Source organism: Hymenobacter armeniacus (genome assembly GCF_014699055.1).
In the GTDB taxonomy this organism is placed as follows: Bacteria; Bacteroidota; Bacteroidia; order Cytophagales; family Hymenobacteraceae; genus Hymenobacter; species Hymenobacter armeniacus.
This window is the reverse complement of sequence record NZ_JACXAC010000005.1, coordinates 108702-125452: the sequence shown is the minus strand read 5'-3', so window position 1 is coordinate 125452 and position 16751 is coordinate 108702. Positions and strand designations below refer to the sequence as shown.

The 16751-nt window shown below is 62.4% G+C and carries 13 protein-coding genes; 5 read left to right on the top strand and 8 right to left on the bottom strand.

What is annotated here, in order from left to right:
- Positions 1 to 156: 156 nt before the first annotated feature.
- The 4 genes from IC234_RS15215 to IC234_RS15200 form a co-directional block, all read right to left on the bottom strand.
- Positions 157 to 1728: a DHA2 family efflux MFS transporter permease subunit gene (locus IC234_RS15215; RefSeq protein WP_190926208.1), complete on the bottom strand. Its 1572-nt coding sequence runs from the start codon at positions 1726 to 1728 to the stop codon at positions 157 to 159.
- A 150-nt stretch (positions 1729 to 1878) separates the two neighbouring features.
- Positions 1879 to 2991, bottom strand: coding sequence for an HlyD family secretion protein (locus tag IC234_RS15210; protein WP_190926206.1), 1113 nt, complete (start codon positions 2989 to 2991; stop codon positions 1879 to 1881).
- Positions 2992 to 3056: 65 nt separating this feature from the next.
- Complete coding sequence (locus IC234_RS15205) at positions 3057 to 3506, bottom strand: universal stress protein (RefSeq protein WP_190926204.1); 450 nt, start codon at positions 3504 to 3506, stop codon at positions 3057 to 3059.
- Positions 3507 to 3627: 121 nt separating this feature from the next.
- Positions 3628 to 4989: a TolC family protein gene (locus tag IC234_RS15200; RefSeq protein WP_190926202.1), complete on the bottom strand. Its 1362-nt coding sequence runs from the start codon at positions 4987 to 4989 to the stop codon at positions 3628 to 3630.
- Between the two features lie 311 nt (positions 4990 to 5300).
- On the opposite strand from IC234_RS15200, the gene IC234_RS15195 reads away from it, so the two are divergent.
- Together IC234_RS15195 and IC234_RS15190 are read left to right on the top strand one after the other, a co-directional pair.
- Complete coding sequence (locus tag IC234_RS15195) at positions 5301 to 7430, top strand: sigma-54-dependent Fis family transcriptional regulator (RefSeq protein ID WP_190926200.1); 2130 nt, start codon at positions 5301 to 5303, stop codon at positions 7428 to 7430.
- A 63-nt stretch (positions 7431 to 7493) separates the two neighbouring features.
- On the top strand, positions 7494 to 7934 hold the full coding sequence (locus IC234_RS15190) for a DUF3060 domain-containing protein (RefSeq protein ID WP_190926198.1): 441 nt from the start codon (positions 7494 to 7496) through the stop codon (positions 7932 to 7934).
- Positions 7935 to 7948: 14 nt separating this feature from the next.
- On the opposite strand, the gene IC234_RS15185 is transcribed toward IC234_RS15190, so the two are convergent.
- Positions 7949 to 8431, bottom strand: coding sequence for a DinB family protein (locus tag IC234_RS15185; RefSeq protein ID WP_190926196.1), 483 nt, complete (start codon positions 8429 to 8431; stop codon positions 7949 to 7951).
- Positions 8432 to 8468: 37 nt separating this feature from the next.
- Entirely contained in the window at positions 8469 to 8933 is a 465-nt protein-coding gene (locus IC234_RS15180) for a DoxX family protein (RefSeq protein WP_190926194.1), read from the bottom strand.
- A gap of 219 nt (positions 8934 to 9152) precedes the next feature.
- On the opposite strand from IC234_RS15180, the gene IC234_RS15175 reads away from it, so the two are divergent.
- The gene (locus IC234_RS15175; RefSeq protein ID WP_190926192.1) at positions 9153 to 9683 is read left to right on the top strand and encodes a hypothetical protein; all 531 of its coding nucleotides are present in this window, start codon (positions 9153 to 9155) and stop codon (positions 9681 to 9683) included.
- Positions 9684 to 9767: 84 nt separating this feature from the next.
- Here IC234_RS15175 and polA read toward each other — a convergent pair whose 3' ends face one another.
- Positions 9768 to 12653: a DNA polymerase I gene (polA, locus tag IC234_RS15170; protein ID WP_190926190.1), complete on the bottom strand. Its 2886-nt coding sequence runs from the start codon at positions 12651 to 12653 to the stop codon at positions 9768 to 9770.
- 379 nt (positions 12654 to 13032) lie between these two features.
- On the opposite strand from polA, the gene IC234_RS15165 reads away from it, so the two are divergent.
- Positions 13033 to 13803: a hypothetical protein gene (locus IC234_RS15165; RefSeq protein WP_190926188.1), complete on the top strand. Its 771-nt coding sequence runs from the start codon at positions 13033 to 13035 to the stop codon at positions 13801 to 13803.
- A 364-nt stretch (positions 13804 to 14167) separates the two neighbouring features.
- Positions 14168 to 15784, top strand: coding sequence for a T9SS type A sorting domain-containing protein (locus IC234_RS15160; protein ID WP_190926186.1), 1617 nt, complete (start codon positions 14168 to 14170; stop codon positions 15782 to 15784).
- Between the two features lie 103 nt (positions 15785 to 15887).
- On the opposite strand, the gene IC234_RS15155 is transcribed toward IC234_RS15160, so the two are convergent.
- Entirely contained in the window at positions 15888 to 16715 is an 828-nt protein-coding gene (locus IC234_RS15155; RefSeq protein WP_190926183.1) for a hypothetical protein, read from the bottom strand.
- Between the last annotated feature and the right edge of the window lie 36 nt (positions 16716 to 16751).

Here is a 16751-nt window from a genome sequence, read left to right as displayed (position 1 = left end):
CACAACGGCCGCGCAAGCAAAAGCCCCGGCTCTGCAGAGTCGGGGCTTGGGGGTATCAGTTACGACAGACCGGCGAGAAGTCACCTCAAGGGCAGTGCGGCAATGGCTGAGACAAAGACGGGCGCCTGCCCTCTTGCCGTTTGCTGCCTCACCGCATCAGTGCGCGTCCATGCTGATTTTGCCGGTGATTTTCACCCGCTTAATCAGCAGCACCAGCGGCAGGCACACCACGAAGAAAAGCCCAATCATGGTGAATACCTGGGAGTAGGTGATGATGGATACCTGCTTCATCAAAATGCCTTCGAGGGCGGCGTAGGCCTGTTTTTGGGCCTGCTCGAGCGGGAAGCCGCGGGACAGGAAGTTTTGGGTGAACGCCTGAATGCGCTGCACCGTGGCGTTGTCGTAGAGCGAGATGTGGGCCAGCGGGCTGATGCGGTTCTGGGCGATGCTGCGCTCGAGGTAGGTGCCCACGATGGCCACCCCAAACGAGCCGCCGAGCTGGCGAATCATGCCGGTGAGGCCGGCGGCCTGCCCGGCGTCCTTGCCCTTGAGGCCGGCCAGGCTCATGGTGGTGATGGGCAGGAAAATCAGGCCCATGCCCAGGCCGCGCACCATCAGGGGCCAGAAAAAGTCGTCGGTACCGGCCGCGGGCGAGATGATGCGCGACATCCAGAACGTGAAGATGAAGAAGATGGAAAAGCCCACCGGAATCATCACCTTCTGGGGCACGCCGGCCTGCAGCATCCGGCCGATGACCGGCATCATGAAGCCCGAAGCCAGGGCGCCCGGCAGCAGCATGAGGCCCGTTTGGGCCGCCGAGAAGCCCAGAATGCGCTGGGTGAAAATGGGGAAGATGAACACCGAGGCAAACATGCCGAAGCCCAGCACAAACGACAGCACCGCGCCCACGGCCAGGTTGCGGCTGCGGCCCAGCACCCGCAGGTCGACGATGGGCTGGCGGGCCGTGAGCTCGCGCCAGATGAAGCCGAGGATGCCGACGGCCGCCAGCACGGCAAACGTGTTGATGTAGGTGCTTTCGAACCAGTCTTCGCTTTCGCCCTGCTCCAGCACCAGCTGCAGCGAGCCCACGCCCAGTACCAGCAGGCCAATGCCGGCCCAGTCAATCTCGCGCAGGGGCCGCGGAACGGCGTTTTTGATGCGCTCGGGGTCGCGGATGAACAGGATGGTGAAGATGGCCGCCAAGATGCCCACCGGCACGTTCACGTAAAAAATCCAGGGCCAGCCCAGGTTGCTGTCCACGATGTAGCCGCCCAGCGTGGGGCCAATGGTGGGCCCAATGATGACGCCCATGCCGAACAGGGCCTGGCCGATGGGCAATTGCTTGGGCGGAAACGTATCAATCAGAATGGCCTGCGACGTGGCCATGAGCGCGCCGCCGCCAATGCCCTGAATGAAGCGAAACGCCACCAGCTCCCAGATGTTGGTGCTCTGGCCGCAGGCCATGGAGGCAATGGTGAAAATCACCACCGAGGCAAAGTAATAGTTGCGACGCCCGAACTGCTCGGCCAGGAAGCCGGTCATCGGAATCACAATCACGTTGGCGATGCCGTAGGAGGCAATCACCCAGGTCACTTCCTGCTGCGTGGCCGAGAGGTTGCCCATCATCTGGGTCAGGGCCACGTTCACGATGCTGGTGTCAATGAGCTCGAGCAAGCAGCAGAGGACCACCGTGATGACGATAATCCACTTGGTAAATCCGGTTTCCATTAACGAAATATTTTAGAAGTTAGAAGGCCGTCATGCTGAGCGCAGTCGAAGCATCTCTACCGCTTCGATGGTCCGGTATGAATCACTTCCTCGGTAGAGATGCTTCGACTGCGCTCAGCATGACGGCCACATGGCCCGCTGCCTGCTCAATTATTTCACCTGCACCACCGCATTCACGCTCATGCCGGCCCGCAAAGGGTGCTCGGGGTCCACTTTGTCGAGGGCGATGCGGACGGGGATGCGCTGGGTCACTTTCACGAAGTTGCCGCTGGCGTTGTCGGGGGGCAGCAGGGCAAAGCGGGCGCCGGTGGCCGCCGAGAGGCTCTCGATGTGGCCCTGAAACTCCTCGTTGGGGTAGGCGTCCACCTCAATCTTCACCGGCTGGCCCACTTTCATGTCTTCCAGCTGGGTTTCCTTGAAGTTGGCCACCACCCAGGTGCGGGCGCTGCCCACAATGCCGAAGAGCTGTTGGCCGGGCTGCACCACCTGGCCGGGCTGCACGTTTTTCTTGCTCACAATGCCGTCTTCGGGCGCCGTGATGGTGGTGTAGCTCAGTTGCAAACGGGCGTTGTCGAGGTCGGCCTGGCGCTGTTTCACCACGGCCTGGGCCACGGCAATCTGCTGCTGGGCGGCGGCCACCTGCTGGCGGGCCACACTCACTTGGTCGGTGGCGGTGGCGCGCTGGGCGGCGGTGGCTTTCAGGTTGGCCTGCACGGCGTCGTACTCACTCTGCGGGATGATGTCTTGCTGGCGCAGGAAGGTGCTGCGCTTGAGGTCTTTCTGCAGGCGCTCTTGGTTGGCCTGGCTCACGCCGATGCCGGTTTGGGCGCTACGCACGTTGGCGCTGGCCGTGGCCACGCCGGCGCGGGCGGCGGCCACCTGGGCTTGGGCGGCGGCGAGGGCGGCCTCGGCGGCGTTCACGCGCTGCTGGTAGTCGGCGGGGTCGAGGGTCACGAGGACGTCGCCTTTTTTCACGGGCTGGTTGTCGTCCACTTTCACGCTCAGCACGGGGCCGCCCACGCGGGGCAGCACGGGGTACACGTCGCCTTCCACCTGGGCGTCGTCGGTGCTTTCGTGGGCTTTGGCAAACTGGTAGCGCGTCCAGCCATAAAAGCCCCCGGCCAGCAGGATGACGGCCAGAATGAGGAATACAAGCGGGTTGCGTTTCTTGGGGGCCTCCAGCGGCTCGGCTTCGGTTGAGGCCGCGTTGGGGTAGGGCGCGGGGGCGTTTTGTACGTTGGGGGAAACTTCGGTCTGGGCCATCTTAGTAGGTATTCAGGTGTCGATTTTGAAAAGAAGGGAAGGCAGAAACGCGTGGCGGCGGAGGGTCAGTTCGCTGGTTCGCTGGTTTCTGGTTGGAGGGGAGCACGCACCAGGAGCGTGGCGCACCGGGCAGTGCGCAATACAATTTCGGCGGTGGTGCCCATCAGGAAGCGGGTAAGCCCCGTTTGGCCGTGTGCGCCGATAACAATCAAGTCGGCTTGCTGGCGGCTGGCTTCGGCCACGATTTCGGAGGCCGCTTCGCCGCGCACCATGCCGGTGTGCACGTGGGCCACGCCGGCCTGCTCGGCGGCGGTGCGCAGGGCCTGCATCCGGTCTTTGCAGGGCGCAAACACGGTGTCGTCGGGCCGCTGGCCGGTGGGGTCCTCCTGCGGCTCGCACACGTGCAGCAGCCGCAGTTGGGCCCCGGTGGCCACGGCCAGCGCGGCCGCGTACGCCACCAGCCCAGCCGACGCGGCCGAGAAATCGAGCGGACAAAGGATGGTGGAGAGGTTCATTTTTAGTGGTTAATGATTAGCGGTTAATGATTGATTACTAGGATTAGAACACGGGGCCATAATGGCCCTTACAGATTGGTCATTAATCACTAACCGTTAATCATTAACCACTAATGAAAGCTTATTGCCAAATCTGCTCGCCGGTGGCGCGGCGCAGCTGGTACTGGCCCAGCGTGTAGTTGTACATGGCCTGGGCGCGGGCCAGGCGGGCCTGGGACAGTTGGGTTTCGGCGTCGAGCACGTCGAGGTTCTGGCCCACGCCGTAGCGGTAGCGGCCCTGGGCCCGCGTGAGGGCGTCGGAAGCCTGTGCCACTTGCTGCTCGGCGTTGGCCAGGCGGGCCTGGCTGAACTCCATGTTGTTCACGGCCTGGCGCACGTCGGCCCGAATCTGCTCCTGCGTGTCCTGGGTGCGGGCCAGGGCGGCGCGGCTGTTGGCCGCGGCTTCCACGCGCTGCTTCTTGTTGCGGCCGCCGTCGTAAATGGGCACCGACAGCTGCACCACGCCCACCGTGTTGAACCGAATGCGGTTGATGTCGGGCAGGATGTAGCCGTTTTTGCCGCCCACCTGCGCGCCCACGCCCAAGCTGGGCAGGTCGCTTTTCTCAATAAGCTTGGCTTGCAGCTCGGCCGTCTTTTCGGCGTCGCGCGCCAGCTTCACTTCGGGGCGGTTTTCGGTGGCTTTGGCCAGCTCGGTGGCCATGTCCACGGTTTGGGGCTCATACGTCAGGCGGCCTTTCACCGGAATGTCGGCCTGCGCGGGCTTGTGCAGCAGGCGCGCCAACTGCACCTGCTGGTTGCGGAGCTGGTTTTCCAGGTCGAGCTTGGTGTTTTGGGCCTGCGTGATGCGCACGTCGGTGGTCGTCACGTCGAAACGGGTGCTCACGCCGCCCTGCACGCGCTTTTCCATCTCGTTGCGGTGGGCCTGCAGCGAGGCAATCTGCTGGTTTTGCACCCGAATGCTCTCGCGCATGAACAGGATGTTGTAGTACACCTGCGCCGCGTTGAACGCCAGGTCGCGCCGGGCCACCGTGATGTTGTCCTGCGCCGTTTGCACCTGCGACTCGGCCACTTTCACGGTCGCTGCGTTCTTGCCAAAGTCAAGCAGCAGGTACTGCGCCGTGAGGTGAAAATCGTAGTTGTTATTAGGCGCAAACTGCAGCGTTTCGCCGTTGAAGGGCAGTTTCACCACCGGGTCGATGCGGGTGTAAGTGGCCGTCCCCGTAATCTGGGGCAAGAAGCCCGACTGCGTCTGCGACAAACGGCTGGTGGCCGCGTTCGACAGTTCCGTGAGGTTGGTGATGCCGGGGTTGGCGTCGAGCACGGCCTGCACGGTGGCGCCCAAGGTCAGGGAGTCGCTGGCCAGGCCAATGGGCTGGGCGGCGGCGGGCACCCCCGGCTGGTTCTGGGCCTGAGCCGAACCAGCAGTGCCCAGCAGGCCCAGCGTGAGGAGAAAGGCTGCCGGAGTGAGAGAACGAAAAGACATAAGCGAATGCGAGTTGAATCTACATGTGCTTACCTAATGCTGTGCCAAGGGTTTCAATAAAATTCAATTTGTTCTATATTTTGAGGGCAAAAAATAGATAATGAGCGTTTTAAGTGGACGGTTTACCGTGATGGAGTGGATGGGCTTCCCAAAACACACTTCTTAAATATCAGGAATTACCCCCTTTTTACTCCTGTTATTTCAGGAAAAATATGGCGAATGCTACAACAACTGGCCCGCTGGCGCGTCTATGCATTTACTGAGCATCGCCAGTGGCCAGTTGCTCCTACGTTAGCTTTCACGCCCGCTCCATGCCCGACCAAGACGAAACCCTGCTGCTGCACCTCAACGAGGCCATCGCCACCATGCGCGACAAGGACTCGCTGTTTAAAGTGGTGACCACCAAGCTGCGGCTCATCTTTCCGTTCGACCTCATCGGCATCAACGTGTTCGATGCGGACCTGAAGATGAAGCGGCTGTTTTTGCGCGACTACTACGGCGTGGACGAAGCACCGCCGCCGCAGCCCGGCATGGACCAGTTCACGCCCATTGCCGGCTCGCCGCTCGAAAAGCTGGTGGCCGACCCGCGCGTGCAACAGTTCACGCCCGCCGAGTACCTGGCCAATTACCCCAATTACGCCCCGTTCAACAAGTTTCAAAAACTGGGCATCAGCCACCTCACGGCGGTGCCGCTGCACATCAGCGGCCGCCTCACCGGCATGATGACCCTGGCCTCGCGCCGCACGCCCCACCTCACGCCGGCCGACGTGAAGCTGCTGGAAAAAATCGGCTCGCTCATCGCCGTGGCCGTGGCCAACACGCTGGCTTTTGAGGAAGTGGCGCGCCGCGAGCAGGAGCGCACCCTGCAGCTCAACATCACCAACGCGCTGCTCAGCATCAAGCAGCGCGAGCCGCTGTTTCGGGCGGTGGCCGAGGCGCTGAGCCAGGTGGTGCGGTTCGACTATTTCGGCATTCGGGTGCAGCGGGCAGGGCGCGAGGAGCCGTTTGAAGGCTTTGCCGAATTTGCGCGCACCGGCGAAGGCCCCGACGCCCAGCTGCAGGCCCTCGACCCCAACCGGCAGTACGGCCTCAACCAGCTCGATACGTCCACCATGTATCACCAGCTCAACAGCCTGCTGCAAACGCCCGGGCTGTACGCGGCCGATGATTTCCGGGCGCAGGCCCAGCGCTTCCCGCTGCTGCGCCGGGTGTATGAGGAATACGGCACGCGGGCCATGCTCATCGTACCCATCTGGCAGCGGGCCGATGGCGTGGCCGTGCTCATTCTGGCCTCGCCCAACCCGGACGCCTTTCGGCCCGAAGACCTCGCCACCGTGCTGGCGCTGGCCCCCCAGATTGCGCTGGCCCTCGACAACCTGTTCGCCTTCGAGCAAATAGAGGAGCTGAAGGCCCGCGTCGAGCAGGAGCGCACTTATCTGGTCGATGAAATCAATACCTCGGCCCGTTTCGGGGCCGACTCGGGGGCCTTCGTGGGCAACGGGCCGGCCCTGCAGCTGGTGCAGCGCCGCATTGGCCTGGTGGCCCCCACCGACACCACGGTGCTGATATCGGGCGAAACCGGCACCGGCAAGGAACTGGTGGCCCGCGAGCTGCACAACGCCTCGCCCCGCCACGGCCGCGCCCTCATCAAGCTCAACTGCGCCGCCCTGCCCGCTCAGCTCATCGAGAGCGAGCTGTTTGGGCACGAGAAGGGAGCCTTCACCGGGGCGGTGGAGCGGCGCATCGGCAAGTTCGAGCTGGCCAACGGCGGCTCCATTTTCCTGGATGAAATCGGCGAGCTGCCCCTCGACCTGCAGGCCAAGCTGCTGCGAGTGCTGCAGGAGCGGGAGTTTGAGCGGCTGGGCGGCACCAAGGTGCTGCACTCCGACGCCCGCGTGATAGCCGCCACCAACCGCGTGCTGGCCGATGAAGTGGCCGCCGGCCGCTTCCGGGCCGATTTATACTACCGCCTCAACGTCTTTCCCATCGAGCTGGCGCCCCTGCGCGAGCGCCGTGAAGACATCGAGCCGCTGATGCGCCACTTCATTCAGCGCCTGAGCAAGCGCCTGGGCAAGCCCGTGCGGCAGGTCCGCCCCGCCGATTTGGCCGCTCTGCAGGCCTATTCCTGGCCCGGCAACATCCGCGAGCTGGAGCACGTGCTGGAGCAGGCCATCATCGTGAGCCAGGGGCCGTTTCTGGAGTTTGCGGGCTTTGCGGCGGCGCCCGTGGTGCTGGGGGCCGCGCCGGCTGGGTCCGGCTTTGCTCCCCTCAAGACGCTGAAGGAGCAGGAGCGCGACCACATTCTGGCCGCGCTGCAGCGCACCGGCGGGCGCGTGAGCGGCGCCAACGGGGCCGCGCTGCTGCTGGACATCAACCCCAAAACACTGGAAGCGCGCATGAAGAAGCTGGGCATCCGGCGCACGGTGGGGGTGGAGGCGTAGCCCGGCAGTGGAAAAAGAGTGGGTTTTAGGGCGTAAGTTTCGCTGTCCTAACGTCGTTTTTACATGAGCCAAAGACAACTTATGCGGCTGGGCGTCGCTCTGGCCGCGGTCCTGTGCGGGTGTTCGCAGCCGCCCGAAGAGGCGGAGGTGCGCAGCAGCTCCGGAGGCCACCGGGTCGAGGTGCCCGGCATGCGCATCGAGCGAAACGGCGATGCGTCGGCCGTGGTGACGAGCGACGACACCGAGTTGACCATTATTGGGAATAAGTCGGTGCAAACGCGTGCCTGCTCGGGTCAGGACGTGCAGCTGCAGGGCGACGACAACCAGGCCACTCTCACCGGCACTTGCCAGGGCCTCGCCCTCGTGGGCAACCGCAACCGCGTCACGCTGGAAAACGTGGCCACCATTGAGGTGACCGGCAACGACAACACCGTGCACTGGCGGGGCACCAAGCCCGAAATCACCACCATCGGCAAAGGCAACACGGTGGCAAAAGCCGAATAAGCCAGGGCCTAGTCCTATTTCCACGCCTTCAGCAGGCGGCGCACCAGAATGATTTCGCCGGTGTGGTAGGCATTGTGGTCGGCAATGAGCATGGCCTCGCGCAGAATGGTTTGGCCGGTGCCGTGGGGCAGGGGCGCCAGCAGGTTGGTGCCCGGCGCGTGCAGCAGGTGCAGAAAGCGCTGCCGGTCCTGCCGAATGCCATCCAGGGTTTCCTGCCACTGCTCCTCGTCGGCGGTGGCATCGGGGGCGGGCCAGTAGCCTTCGGGCCATTGGGGCGACTTGTGCTCGGGTTCGAGGCAAAACTCCACAATGTCCCACTGCGCAATGCGCACGTGCTCGACCAGCTGCCAGATGGTGTAGGGCACCTCCGGCACGTGCTGATTCCAGACTTTCGGCGTCAGGTCGGCGCAGGCTTCCTCGAAGGTGGCGTGGGCGTTGCCCTTGGTGAGCAGGCTGGTCAGCTCGGCCACGAGGCCCTTTTGGTTGGGCCGGTCCATCGGGGGGATGCTATTGGGAATCATAAGGCGGTGCCAATCAAGAGGCAGTGTTCGTGCGGGGCAGGGCACGATGCACGGCCGGCTTTTGTAGCCGTCGGGAATTTAGGGCGCCGGTCGAGTACAAGGCCGCTCCCATCAGCACGGGCTGAAAAAACAGCCGGGCCAGCCGCTTGGCATCGGTATCGAGCCCGAAGGCGGAAATGCGCTCGGTGTATTGGTGCACGTTGCCGGGGAAAACCGCCGCGTAGAAGGCCGCCAGCCCAATGCCCATGCGCCGCCGGTCGTTGCCCTTCAGCAACAGCAGCGCCAGCCCCAGCCCAATTTCCACCACACCGGAGGCCAGCACGGTGGTGTCCTTGTCGCCGGGCACAAAGTCGGGCACCTGCGCCTGGAACTCGCGCCGGGCAAAGGTGAGGTGGCCGGTGCCGGCTACAATCATAAAGCTGCCCAACAGGCCGCGGGCCACGTTTTGCAGGGTGGAGGTGTGAGCTTGCTGGGGCATGGTAAGTAGAGGCGTAGGTGAATGCTGCCTATACGGCGGCATGCCTGCAAAAGGAGGAGGCGAAGGACCATTTCATCGCCGCATTCAAAGAAGAACAGCATTCTGCTACATTCTGGGTGCCATTGGCACCAAAAGCAAGCTTGGGCAGCTGGGCCGTAGAGCAACCTTATGGCAACTGGTTCTGTCACCGTTTTGCCAACATTCTACTTTCAGAATCTTATGAAACGAACATTCATTATTGGCATGGCTCTCCTTGGGGCTGTGCTAGCCGCCTGTTCAAAAAAAGAACCTGCACCGGCTTTAAAAACAGCGTCATTAGACGACACCACTTGGCGCATGACGGACTACACCATCGATTTTGGTCCGCTGAACGGAACCGTCACCGGGACGAATAATTTTTTCAGGACGTTTTCCAACAGCCCCACCACGCCCTGCCTGGGGCTCAATACCTTCACTTTCACCTCGGCGGGCAAAGTTGTGTGGCAGCAGGAACCCCGCGCCTGTTCGGTCAGAAGCAACTTTGTGAATTCCGACTGGGGCACGTGGAGCATAAACGGCGCACAAACCGAGCTCACCGTCAACAGCCCTTGGGGAGGAGCCGGCCGAAGCGTGATGCCTGTGATGGAAGCCGTGCCAGGGGCTTACGAATGCCTGCTTACCAACACTACCCTTACTCTCAAGGCCAGGTACATCTACGGGCGAAATCAGGATTCCCTGAGAGTCGACAAGGCCGTCTTCACCCGGCAATAGTTCGTGTTGCTCTAAAAAGGGAAGGCCCTGCGCAATGCTTATGGGCATTGTGCAGGGCCTTTTTCTGGGGCGAAGGCTATCTGGTTAGTGCGCCTGCAGCCAGTTGCTTCCGGTGCCCACTTCCACTTCCAGCGGCACGCCGTGGGGCAGGAGCAGGGCCGTGGTCATCAGCTCCTTGATTTTGGGCGTGATGTATTCTACTTCCGATTTTACGGCGTCGAACACCAATTCGTCGTGCACCTGCAGAATCATGCGCGTTTGGAGCTTCTCCTCGCGCAGCCAGTGGTAAATGTTAATCATGGCCATCTTGATGATGTCGGCGGCCGTGCCCTGGATGGGGGCGTTGATGGCGTTGCGCTCGGTGTAGCCGCGCAGCGTGGCGTTGCGCGAGTTGATGTCGCGCAGGTAGCGGCGGCGCTTGAGCAGCGTTTCGGCGTATTCCAGCTCGCGGGCGCGGTTGATGCTCTCGTCCATGAACTGCTTTACCGACGGAAACTCTTGGAAGTAGGTCTCGATGATGTCGGTGGCTTCCTTGCGGCTGATGCCGATGCGCTGGGCCAGCCCGAAGGCCGAGATGCCGTAGATGATGCCAAAATTGACGGTTTTGGCCTTGCGGCGCATTTCGCCGTCCACTTGGTCGAGCGGCACTTTAAACACCTTGCTGGCCGTGCTGGTGTGCACGTCCTGGCCCAGGCGGAAGGCTTCAATCATGGTTTTGTCGCCCGAGAAGTCGGCCATGATGCGCAGCTCCACCTGCGAATAGTCGGCCGCGAGCAGCACGTGGTTGTCGTCGCGCGGCACGAAGGCTTTGCGGATTTCGCGGCCCTTTTCCGTGCGGATGGGGATGTTCTGCAGGTTGGGGTTGGTGCTGCTAAGGCGGCCGGTGGCCGTTACGGCCTGGTTGAAGTTGGTGTGCACGCGGCCGTCGTCCTTGTTCACCAGCTGGGGCAGGGCCTCCACGTAGGTGCTGCGCAGCTTGGTGAGCTGGCGGTGCTCCAAAATGAGGGCGGCAATGGGGTTTTCGGCCGCCATCTGGCTCAGGATTTCCTCGCCGGTGGCGTACTGGCCGGTTTTGGTTTTCTTGATTTTGCCGCCGCCCAGGCCCATTTTGTCAAACAGCACCTCGCCCAGCTGCTTGGGCGAGCCGATGTTGAACGGCCCGCCGGCCTCGGCAAAAATCTGCCCTTCCAACTCCGTGATGTACCCTTGCAGCTCGGCCGAGTACTCGTTCATGGCGTTCGAGTCGATGCGCACGCCCTCGTACTCGATGCTGCTGAGCACCGGCACCAGCGGGTTTTCCACGTCGTTGAGCAAGCCCAGCAGCCCCAGGTCCTTGAGCATGGGCTCGAACACGTGCTTGAGCTGCAGGGTCACGTCGGCGTCTTCGCAGGCGTAGTCCTTCACCTGGGCGGGCGGCACGTCGGCCATGGTAATCTGCTTCTTGCCCTTGGGGCCGATGAGCTCGATGATGCTCACCGGCGTGTAGTGCAGGTAGGTTTCGGCCAGCACGTCCATGTTGTGGCGCATGTCGGGCTCGATGAGGTAGTGGGCCAGCATGGTGTCGAACAGCGGCCCGCTCACTTCCACGCCGTAGTGCCGCAGAATGGTGAGGTCGTACTTGATGTTCTGACCGATTTTCAGGATGTGCTCGGCCTCAAAAAACGGGCAGAATTCTTCCACAATGGCCTGCACCGCCGCCTGGTCCTCGGTGGGCACGGGCACGTAGTAGGCCTCGCCCGGCAGCCAGCAGAAACTCAGGCCCACCAGCCGCGCCGTCATGATATCCAGCCCGGTGGTTTCGGTGTCGAAGCTTACTTCGCTTTGCTGCAACAGGAAGCCCAGCAGCGACTTACGCAGTTCGGGCGTGTCAATCAGGTGGTACTGGTAGGGCACGTCTTCCAGGCGCTTGCGGGGGCCGCTGGGGGCACCGTAGCCGCCGGTTTCGCCCTCCTCGGCGCCAATGGCCACGGCTTCGTCGCCGGGGTTGCCGAAGAGGGAAGCCTGGCCGGCGGCCACGCGCGGCTGGCGCACGGGCTTGGAGCCGGGCGCGGCCACGCGGGCCGGCGTGCGCTCGGGGCCGCCGCCCAGGATGCGGGCCGCCAACTGGCGGAATTCCAACTCATCAAACAGCTCGCGCAGGGTGGCTTCGTCGGGCGCATCCAGCACCAGCTTCTCGGGCTCGAAGTCGAGCGGCACGTTGACGTGGATGGTGGCCAGCTCCTTGCTCATCAGGCCCTGCTCGGCGAAGTTGCGCACGTTTTCCTGCTGCTTGCCCTTGAGCTGGTCGGAGTTGGCAATCAGGTTCTCCACCGAGCCAAACTGCTTAATCAACGCCTTGGCCGTTTTCTCGCCGATGCCCGGAATGCCGGGAATGTTGTCGGAGGCGTCGCCCTGCAGGCCCAGAATGTCAATCACCTGCTCCACGCGCTCAATCTCGAAGCGGGCCAGCACGTGCGGCACGTCCAGGATTTCGGCCGCGTTGCCCATGAAGGCGGGGCGGTAGATTTTGATGTGGTCCGTTACCAGCTGGCAGTAGTCCTTGTCGGGCGTCATCATAAACACCTCAAAGCCTTCCTTTTCGGCCTTCTGGGCCAGCGTGCCAATCACGTCATCGGCCTCAAAGCCATCCATTTGCAGAATGGGGATGTGGAAGCCCTGAATGATTTTCTTGATGTACGGAATGGCAATGCCGATGTCCTCCGGCATGGCCTGGCGCTGGGCCTTGTACTCGGCAAACTGGTCGTGGCGAAACGTCTTCTTGGCCGCATCAAAGCACACGCCGATGTGCGTGGGCTTTTCCTTTTGCAGCACCTCCACCAGCGTGTTGGTGAAGCCGAGCACGGCGCCGGTGTTCATGCCTTTGGAGTTGATGCGCGGGTTTTTGCTGAACGCGAAGTGCGAGCGGTAAATCAGGGCAAAGGCGTCGAGCAGGAAAAGCTTTTTGGCGGGAGCGGCGGGTTGGTCTGGCATAGGACGAAGGTACGGGCAGCGCACAAAGAAGGGTGCCGGGCGGGGCGGTTTGGCCCGTCGTTCGCGGCGTGGGCCAGGGTGGGCACGGGCGGCCGGGCGGTAGGCAGCCCGTTAGGGAGCTACGCCTGTCACATTCGGGTCATTAGTTGGGCGCACACCGGGCCATGCACCGGCGTTAAAAAGGCTAAAAACACAGTTGTTAAAAAAAAAAAGTCCATAATAAGTCAATAATAACGCGATTTGTTTATAGTCTAAAAAACAGGTGTTACGTCCTTGCGGATGCCCGGCCGGGCGCCCAGCTTTGTGGCGTTGCCACTACCGCCTTCCGCAACCCTGCCGGGCTCTACCTTGCCGCCTGCACCATTCCTTTTCCATGTTTATGCGTTCTTTCCCCTGCCGCTACGCGGCCCTGCTGGGCCTGGCCCTGCCTTTCGCTTCCCTGGCCCAAACCGCCCCGGCGCCGGCGCCGGCCGACACGGCCCGCTACTACCGCCACCACCTGGGCCTGACGGCCAGCCCCGTGCTCGACGGCTTTTTTCGCAACAACCGCAGCCTGCCCCTGGGCCTGCTCTACAAGCGCCAGGTAAAGCCCGCGCAAGCCCTGCGTGCCAGGGCGGAGTTTATATATGATTTTTTCGAACAGGTGAAACCTCTTGCCGTCAAGGGACAAGGCAGCGGAGACGCATACCGACAAACAATGTACCGTATGGAGGCCGCTTTAGGCAAAGAATACGCCGTAATCTCTAACAAACGGTTTGCAGGGTATGTAGGGTTAGAAGCAGGCGGATTCTATGGTACTAGCAAGCGGGATTTTGAGCAATACACTCAAGGCTATCAGGCCATTGACAGGAATGGCCAGCCCTATTTTACCATTGCAGTAAACCGAGGAAATTCTTCGTTCAACGATATAGGCCTTTTTGTGCAGCCACTGGCCGGGGTTCGCTACCAATTTCTCCGTCGCCTGTACGCCGAAGCGGAAGCAACCTTACCTATCCGCTGGACTCGGACTCAATTCCAATTGCAATCCCGTGTGTCGGATTTTGATACGGGAACGTTGCCGTTTGGCTCCGATATGGGTGAAGACACTTATTACCGTTTCACTGCCACTTTTCGTCCAATCAGCACGGTGCACTTAGTATTGCTTTTTTGATTCTTTTTCACTTTTCCTAATCCTCAAGAAACAGTTCTACCGCTTGCGCCTAGCTTTAGGCTTACTCTTGCTGCTGGCGTCCAAGCTGGCTCACGCCCAGACTGAGGGCACCCTAGCCGCTTACCAAACCATTGTGTGCCCTGGGGAGCGCACCACCATCTCCGTATCGGTTAACAGCAACGTTACCGTCGCCGGGGCCGTTGCTGTCACCAACGGGTCCGCCACCTTTCCGGTAGAAAGTGGGAGCGTTATCAGTTGTGACGTGACGTGGCAGGATAAAGCTGAACAAGGAACGCTCGTTTTTAAACTTAAAAAAGAAGTTAGCAGCAATACTTTCACTTATCCGGATTCCCCGCCCGCCACCGTGAACATCAAGTCAGTGCGGGACCAGACGCCGGGGCTGATAAACGGGGTGTCAAGTTTGAACGTGCCCCTGTGCCCCGGTGGCCAGCCTATCACCTTCACCATCGCCCAAGAGTACTTCAAAGCAGTGCCCTCCTTGGCCATCACCGATTACGTGTGGCAGGTGCCTGCCGGCTGGCAAGTGGTCAACCCGCAAACCAGCGCCGCCTTTCCGGGAGCCTACCTCAGCGGGCGCAGCATTAGCGCAATTCCCCCAGCGGGCACGGCCGGTGGCCTCGTGCAGGCCTACCAATACAGCAAAGCCTGCAACGAAAACAGCTTTTTCAATAACGCGCCGGGCACGCTCGTGAGTTTTCCGCGCCAATTGGTCATCTTCCGGCCCCAGCCCGCCGTTACTGGCGTCACGCCTTCGCGAAACCCACTCACCTGCGGCGACCAGCGCCCGTTCACGCTAACCGCAGCAGTCAATCAGCCAGGAGTCGACTTTTTCACTTGGACGCTGCCCCAAGGCTGGGCTTTTGCACCCGGCGCTGCCACCAATACGGCCACGATAACCGTGGTGCCCACGGGCACGGGCCCGATTGGGGGAGGCTCTAATTTCTCCGGCTCAGTTACGGCGCGATACACCTGCGCTTCCTTAACGACGCAGCCGTACACTTATTCCGTCAGTTACAGCAACCAGGTGGCTCAGCCCGCCCTCACCGTGCCCACGGCCACCGGCAACCCGCCGCTGTTCTGCTACGGCGACTCGTTCACGGCCTCGGCCGATGGGCCGGGCGGCGCGCAGTTCACCTGGAGTGGCCCGGCGGGCGTGAGCTTCACGCCGCAGGTGAGCGGGCCCGGCCAGCCCGTGACGGTGCAGCTGCCCGGCAGCAATTACGGCTACGGCGACATCACCGTGAGCGTGACGGCCGGCAACGCCACCTTCAACTGCCAGGCCAGCGTGCCCGCCAGCCAGAAAATCGTGCTGCACCGGGCCGTGCTCGATTACGCCACCAACCCCGTGCGGCTGCAAGTGGGCTCCGACACCGGCTACAACAACGGCGCCCCGCCCTCCGACTACCCCGGGCCGCCCTCCTACCTGCCGGTGCAGTGCAACACGCCCACCTACCTGCGCCTCTACGGCCAGCTGCTGGATTACTATGGCTTTCCCATCAGCAACTTCCGCTGGAACGTGGACGGCCGCGAGCCCGCCAACTCGGCCAATCAGTTCACGGTGCTCACGCCCATCGGCACCAGCCAAGGCAGCCAAGTGTGCCTGATTATCACGAACCGCTGCGGCGCCGACGAGTACTACTGCTGGCAGATTCCCATCTACGGCGACTGCAGCGGCGGGGGCGGCCCCATCGACCCCGAACCCTGCGTGGAGTGCGGCCGCCAGGCGCCCACCGCCGCCTACCCCAACCCGGCCGATACGGACCTGACCGTGCCGGTGCCCGCCGGCGCCCACGGCGCGGTGCGCCTGCTCAACGCCCAGGGCCGGGCCGTGCGCCAGGCGCCCGCCCGCGGCGGCCGCGTGGTGCTCGACGTGCGCGCCCTGCCCAACGGCCTCTACTACCTGGAAGTGCCTTCGGCCGGCGGGGCGCCGGCCCGCCAGCAGGTGCAGATACAGCACTAAGGCCGGTTCGGTATGAGAAGACCCGCTCTCGGGCAAGCAAAAGCCCTGGCTGCCAAGCCAGGGCTTTTGCTTGTGGGGCTGTTGCGCCGAGCCGGGGGCCCGCCTACAGCGCCGGCTTCACTTCCAGCACGGCGGTGGTGGTGCCCGCGCGGCCGCTGCTGCTCAGGCCCTGTAGTACCACGAGGTAGCGCCCGGTTTGGTCGCCGGTGTAGAACTCCACGGTCTGGGCCCCGGCCCCGGTCAGGGCGAGGTTGGGGTTCCAGTAGAGGAGGTTGCGCAGGTCGGGCAGGCGGCTGGCTTTCTCGGCCGCGGTTTCGTAGCGCGGGGCGTAGAACTCGCGCTGGCGCTGCACGCCCTCGTACTGCTGCACCAGAGCGCGGGCGTCGGGCTGGTATCCTTCCAGGTCGCCTTTGTAGGTGGTCAGGCTCATCAAGCCGTTGTAGATGGCCGCGCCGTGCAGGTAGCGGCTGTCAATCACCTCCAGCTTCTGCACCTTGAGCGGGTTGATGGCCATGACTTTGTTCATGTCGAACACCGGCACGCCGTCGAGCAGCACCATGGGGTTCTTTTCCAACAGCACCTTGTTGGCCCGGTCGGTCACCAGCAGGTGGAAGCCGTCTTTGCGGATGCGCACCACCACGCCCGGCACGTATTCGCGCAGCACTTCCTCCATCACCTTGAAACGAGTGTATTTGTCGAGGTAGTACGTCTCATTGGGTTGGCCAAAAAACGATAGGCTGTCCACGTGCTCCGGAGCGTAGCGGCTGTGGAATTTGTCCGAAAACGCATGCTGAACCTGGGCCTGCAAATAGCGCTTCTCGTAATCTCGCTGAAACCGGGTGTTCAGGCCAACCGAAGCCGAAGATGCTTTGATGTAGCGTCCCGCAAACGGGTCAAGCACCGTGAGTTGGCAGGTCGTGTCCTGCGTCACATCTGTTTGCAGGATGAGCTCGTGCGGCCCGGTGAG

What these genes read in the sequence shown, in the direction of transcription:
- IC234_RS15215 (WP_190926208.1), bottom strand. Translation starts at nt 1,728, where the DNA reads ATGGAAACCGGATTTACCAAGTGGATTATCGTCATCACGGTGGTCCTC.
- IC234_RS15210 (WP_190926206.1), bottom strand. Translation starts at nt 2,991, where the DNA reads ATGGCCCAGACCGAAGTTTCCCCCAACGTACAAAACGCCCCCGCGCCC.
- IC234_RS15205 (WP_190926204.1), bottom strand. Translation starts at nt 3,506, where the DNA reads ATGAACCTCTCCACCATCCTTTGTCCGCTCGATTTCTCGGCCGCGTCG.
- IC234_RS15200 (WP_190926202.1), bottom strand. Translation starts at nt 4,989, where the DNA reads ATGTCTTTTCGTTCTCTCACTCCGGCAGCCTTTCTCCTCACGCTGGGC.
- IC234_RS15195 (WP_190926200.1), top strand. Translation starts at nt 5,301, where the DNA reads ATGCCCGACCAAGACGAAACCCTGCTGCTGCACCTCAACGAGGCCATC.
- IC234_RS15190 (WP_190926198.1), top strand. Translation starts at nt 7,494, where the DNA reads ATGAGCCAAAGACAACTTATGCGGCTGGGCGTCGCTCTGGCCGCGGTC.
- IC234_RS15185 (WP_190926196.1), bottom strand. Translation starts at nt 8,431, where the DNA reads ATGGACCGGCCCAACCAAAAGGGCCTCGTGGCCGAGCTGACCAGCCTG.
- IC234_RS15180 (WP_190926194.1), bottom strand. Translation starts at nt 8,933, where the DNA reads ATGCCCCAGCAAGCTCACACCTCCACCCTGCAAAACGTGGCCCGCGGC.
- IC234_RS15175 (WP_190926192.1), top strand. Translation starts at nt 9,153, where the DNA reads ATGAAACGAACATTCATTATTGGCATGGCTCTCCTTGGGGCTGTGCTA.
- polA (WP_190926190.1), bottom strand. Translation starts at nt 12,653, where the DNA reads ATGCCAGACCAACCCGCCGCTCCCGCCAAAAAGCTTTTCCTGCTCGAC.
- IC234_RS15165 (WP_190926188.1), top strand. Translation starts at nt 13,033, where the DNA reads ATGCGTTCTTTCCCCTGCCGCTACGCGGCCCTGCTGGGCCTGGCCCTG.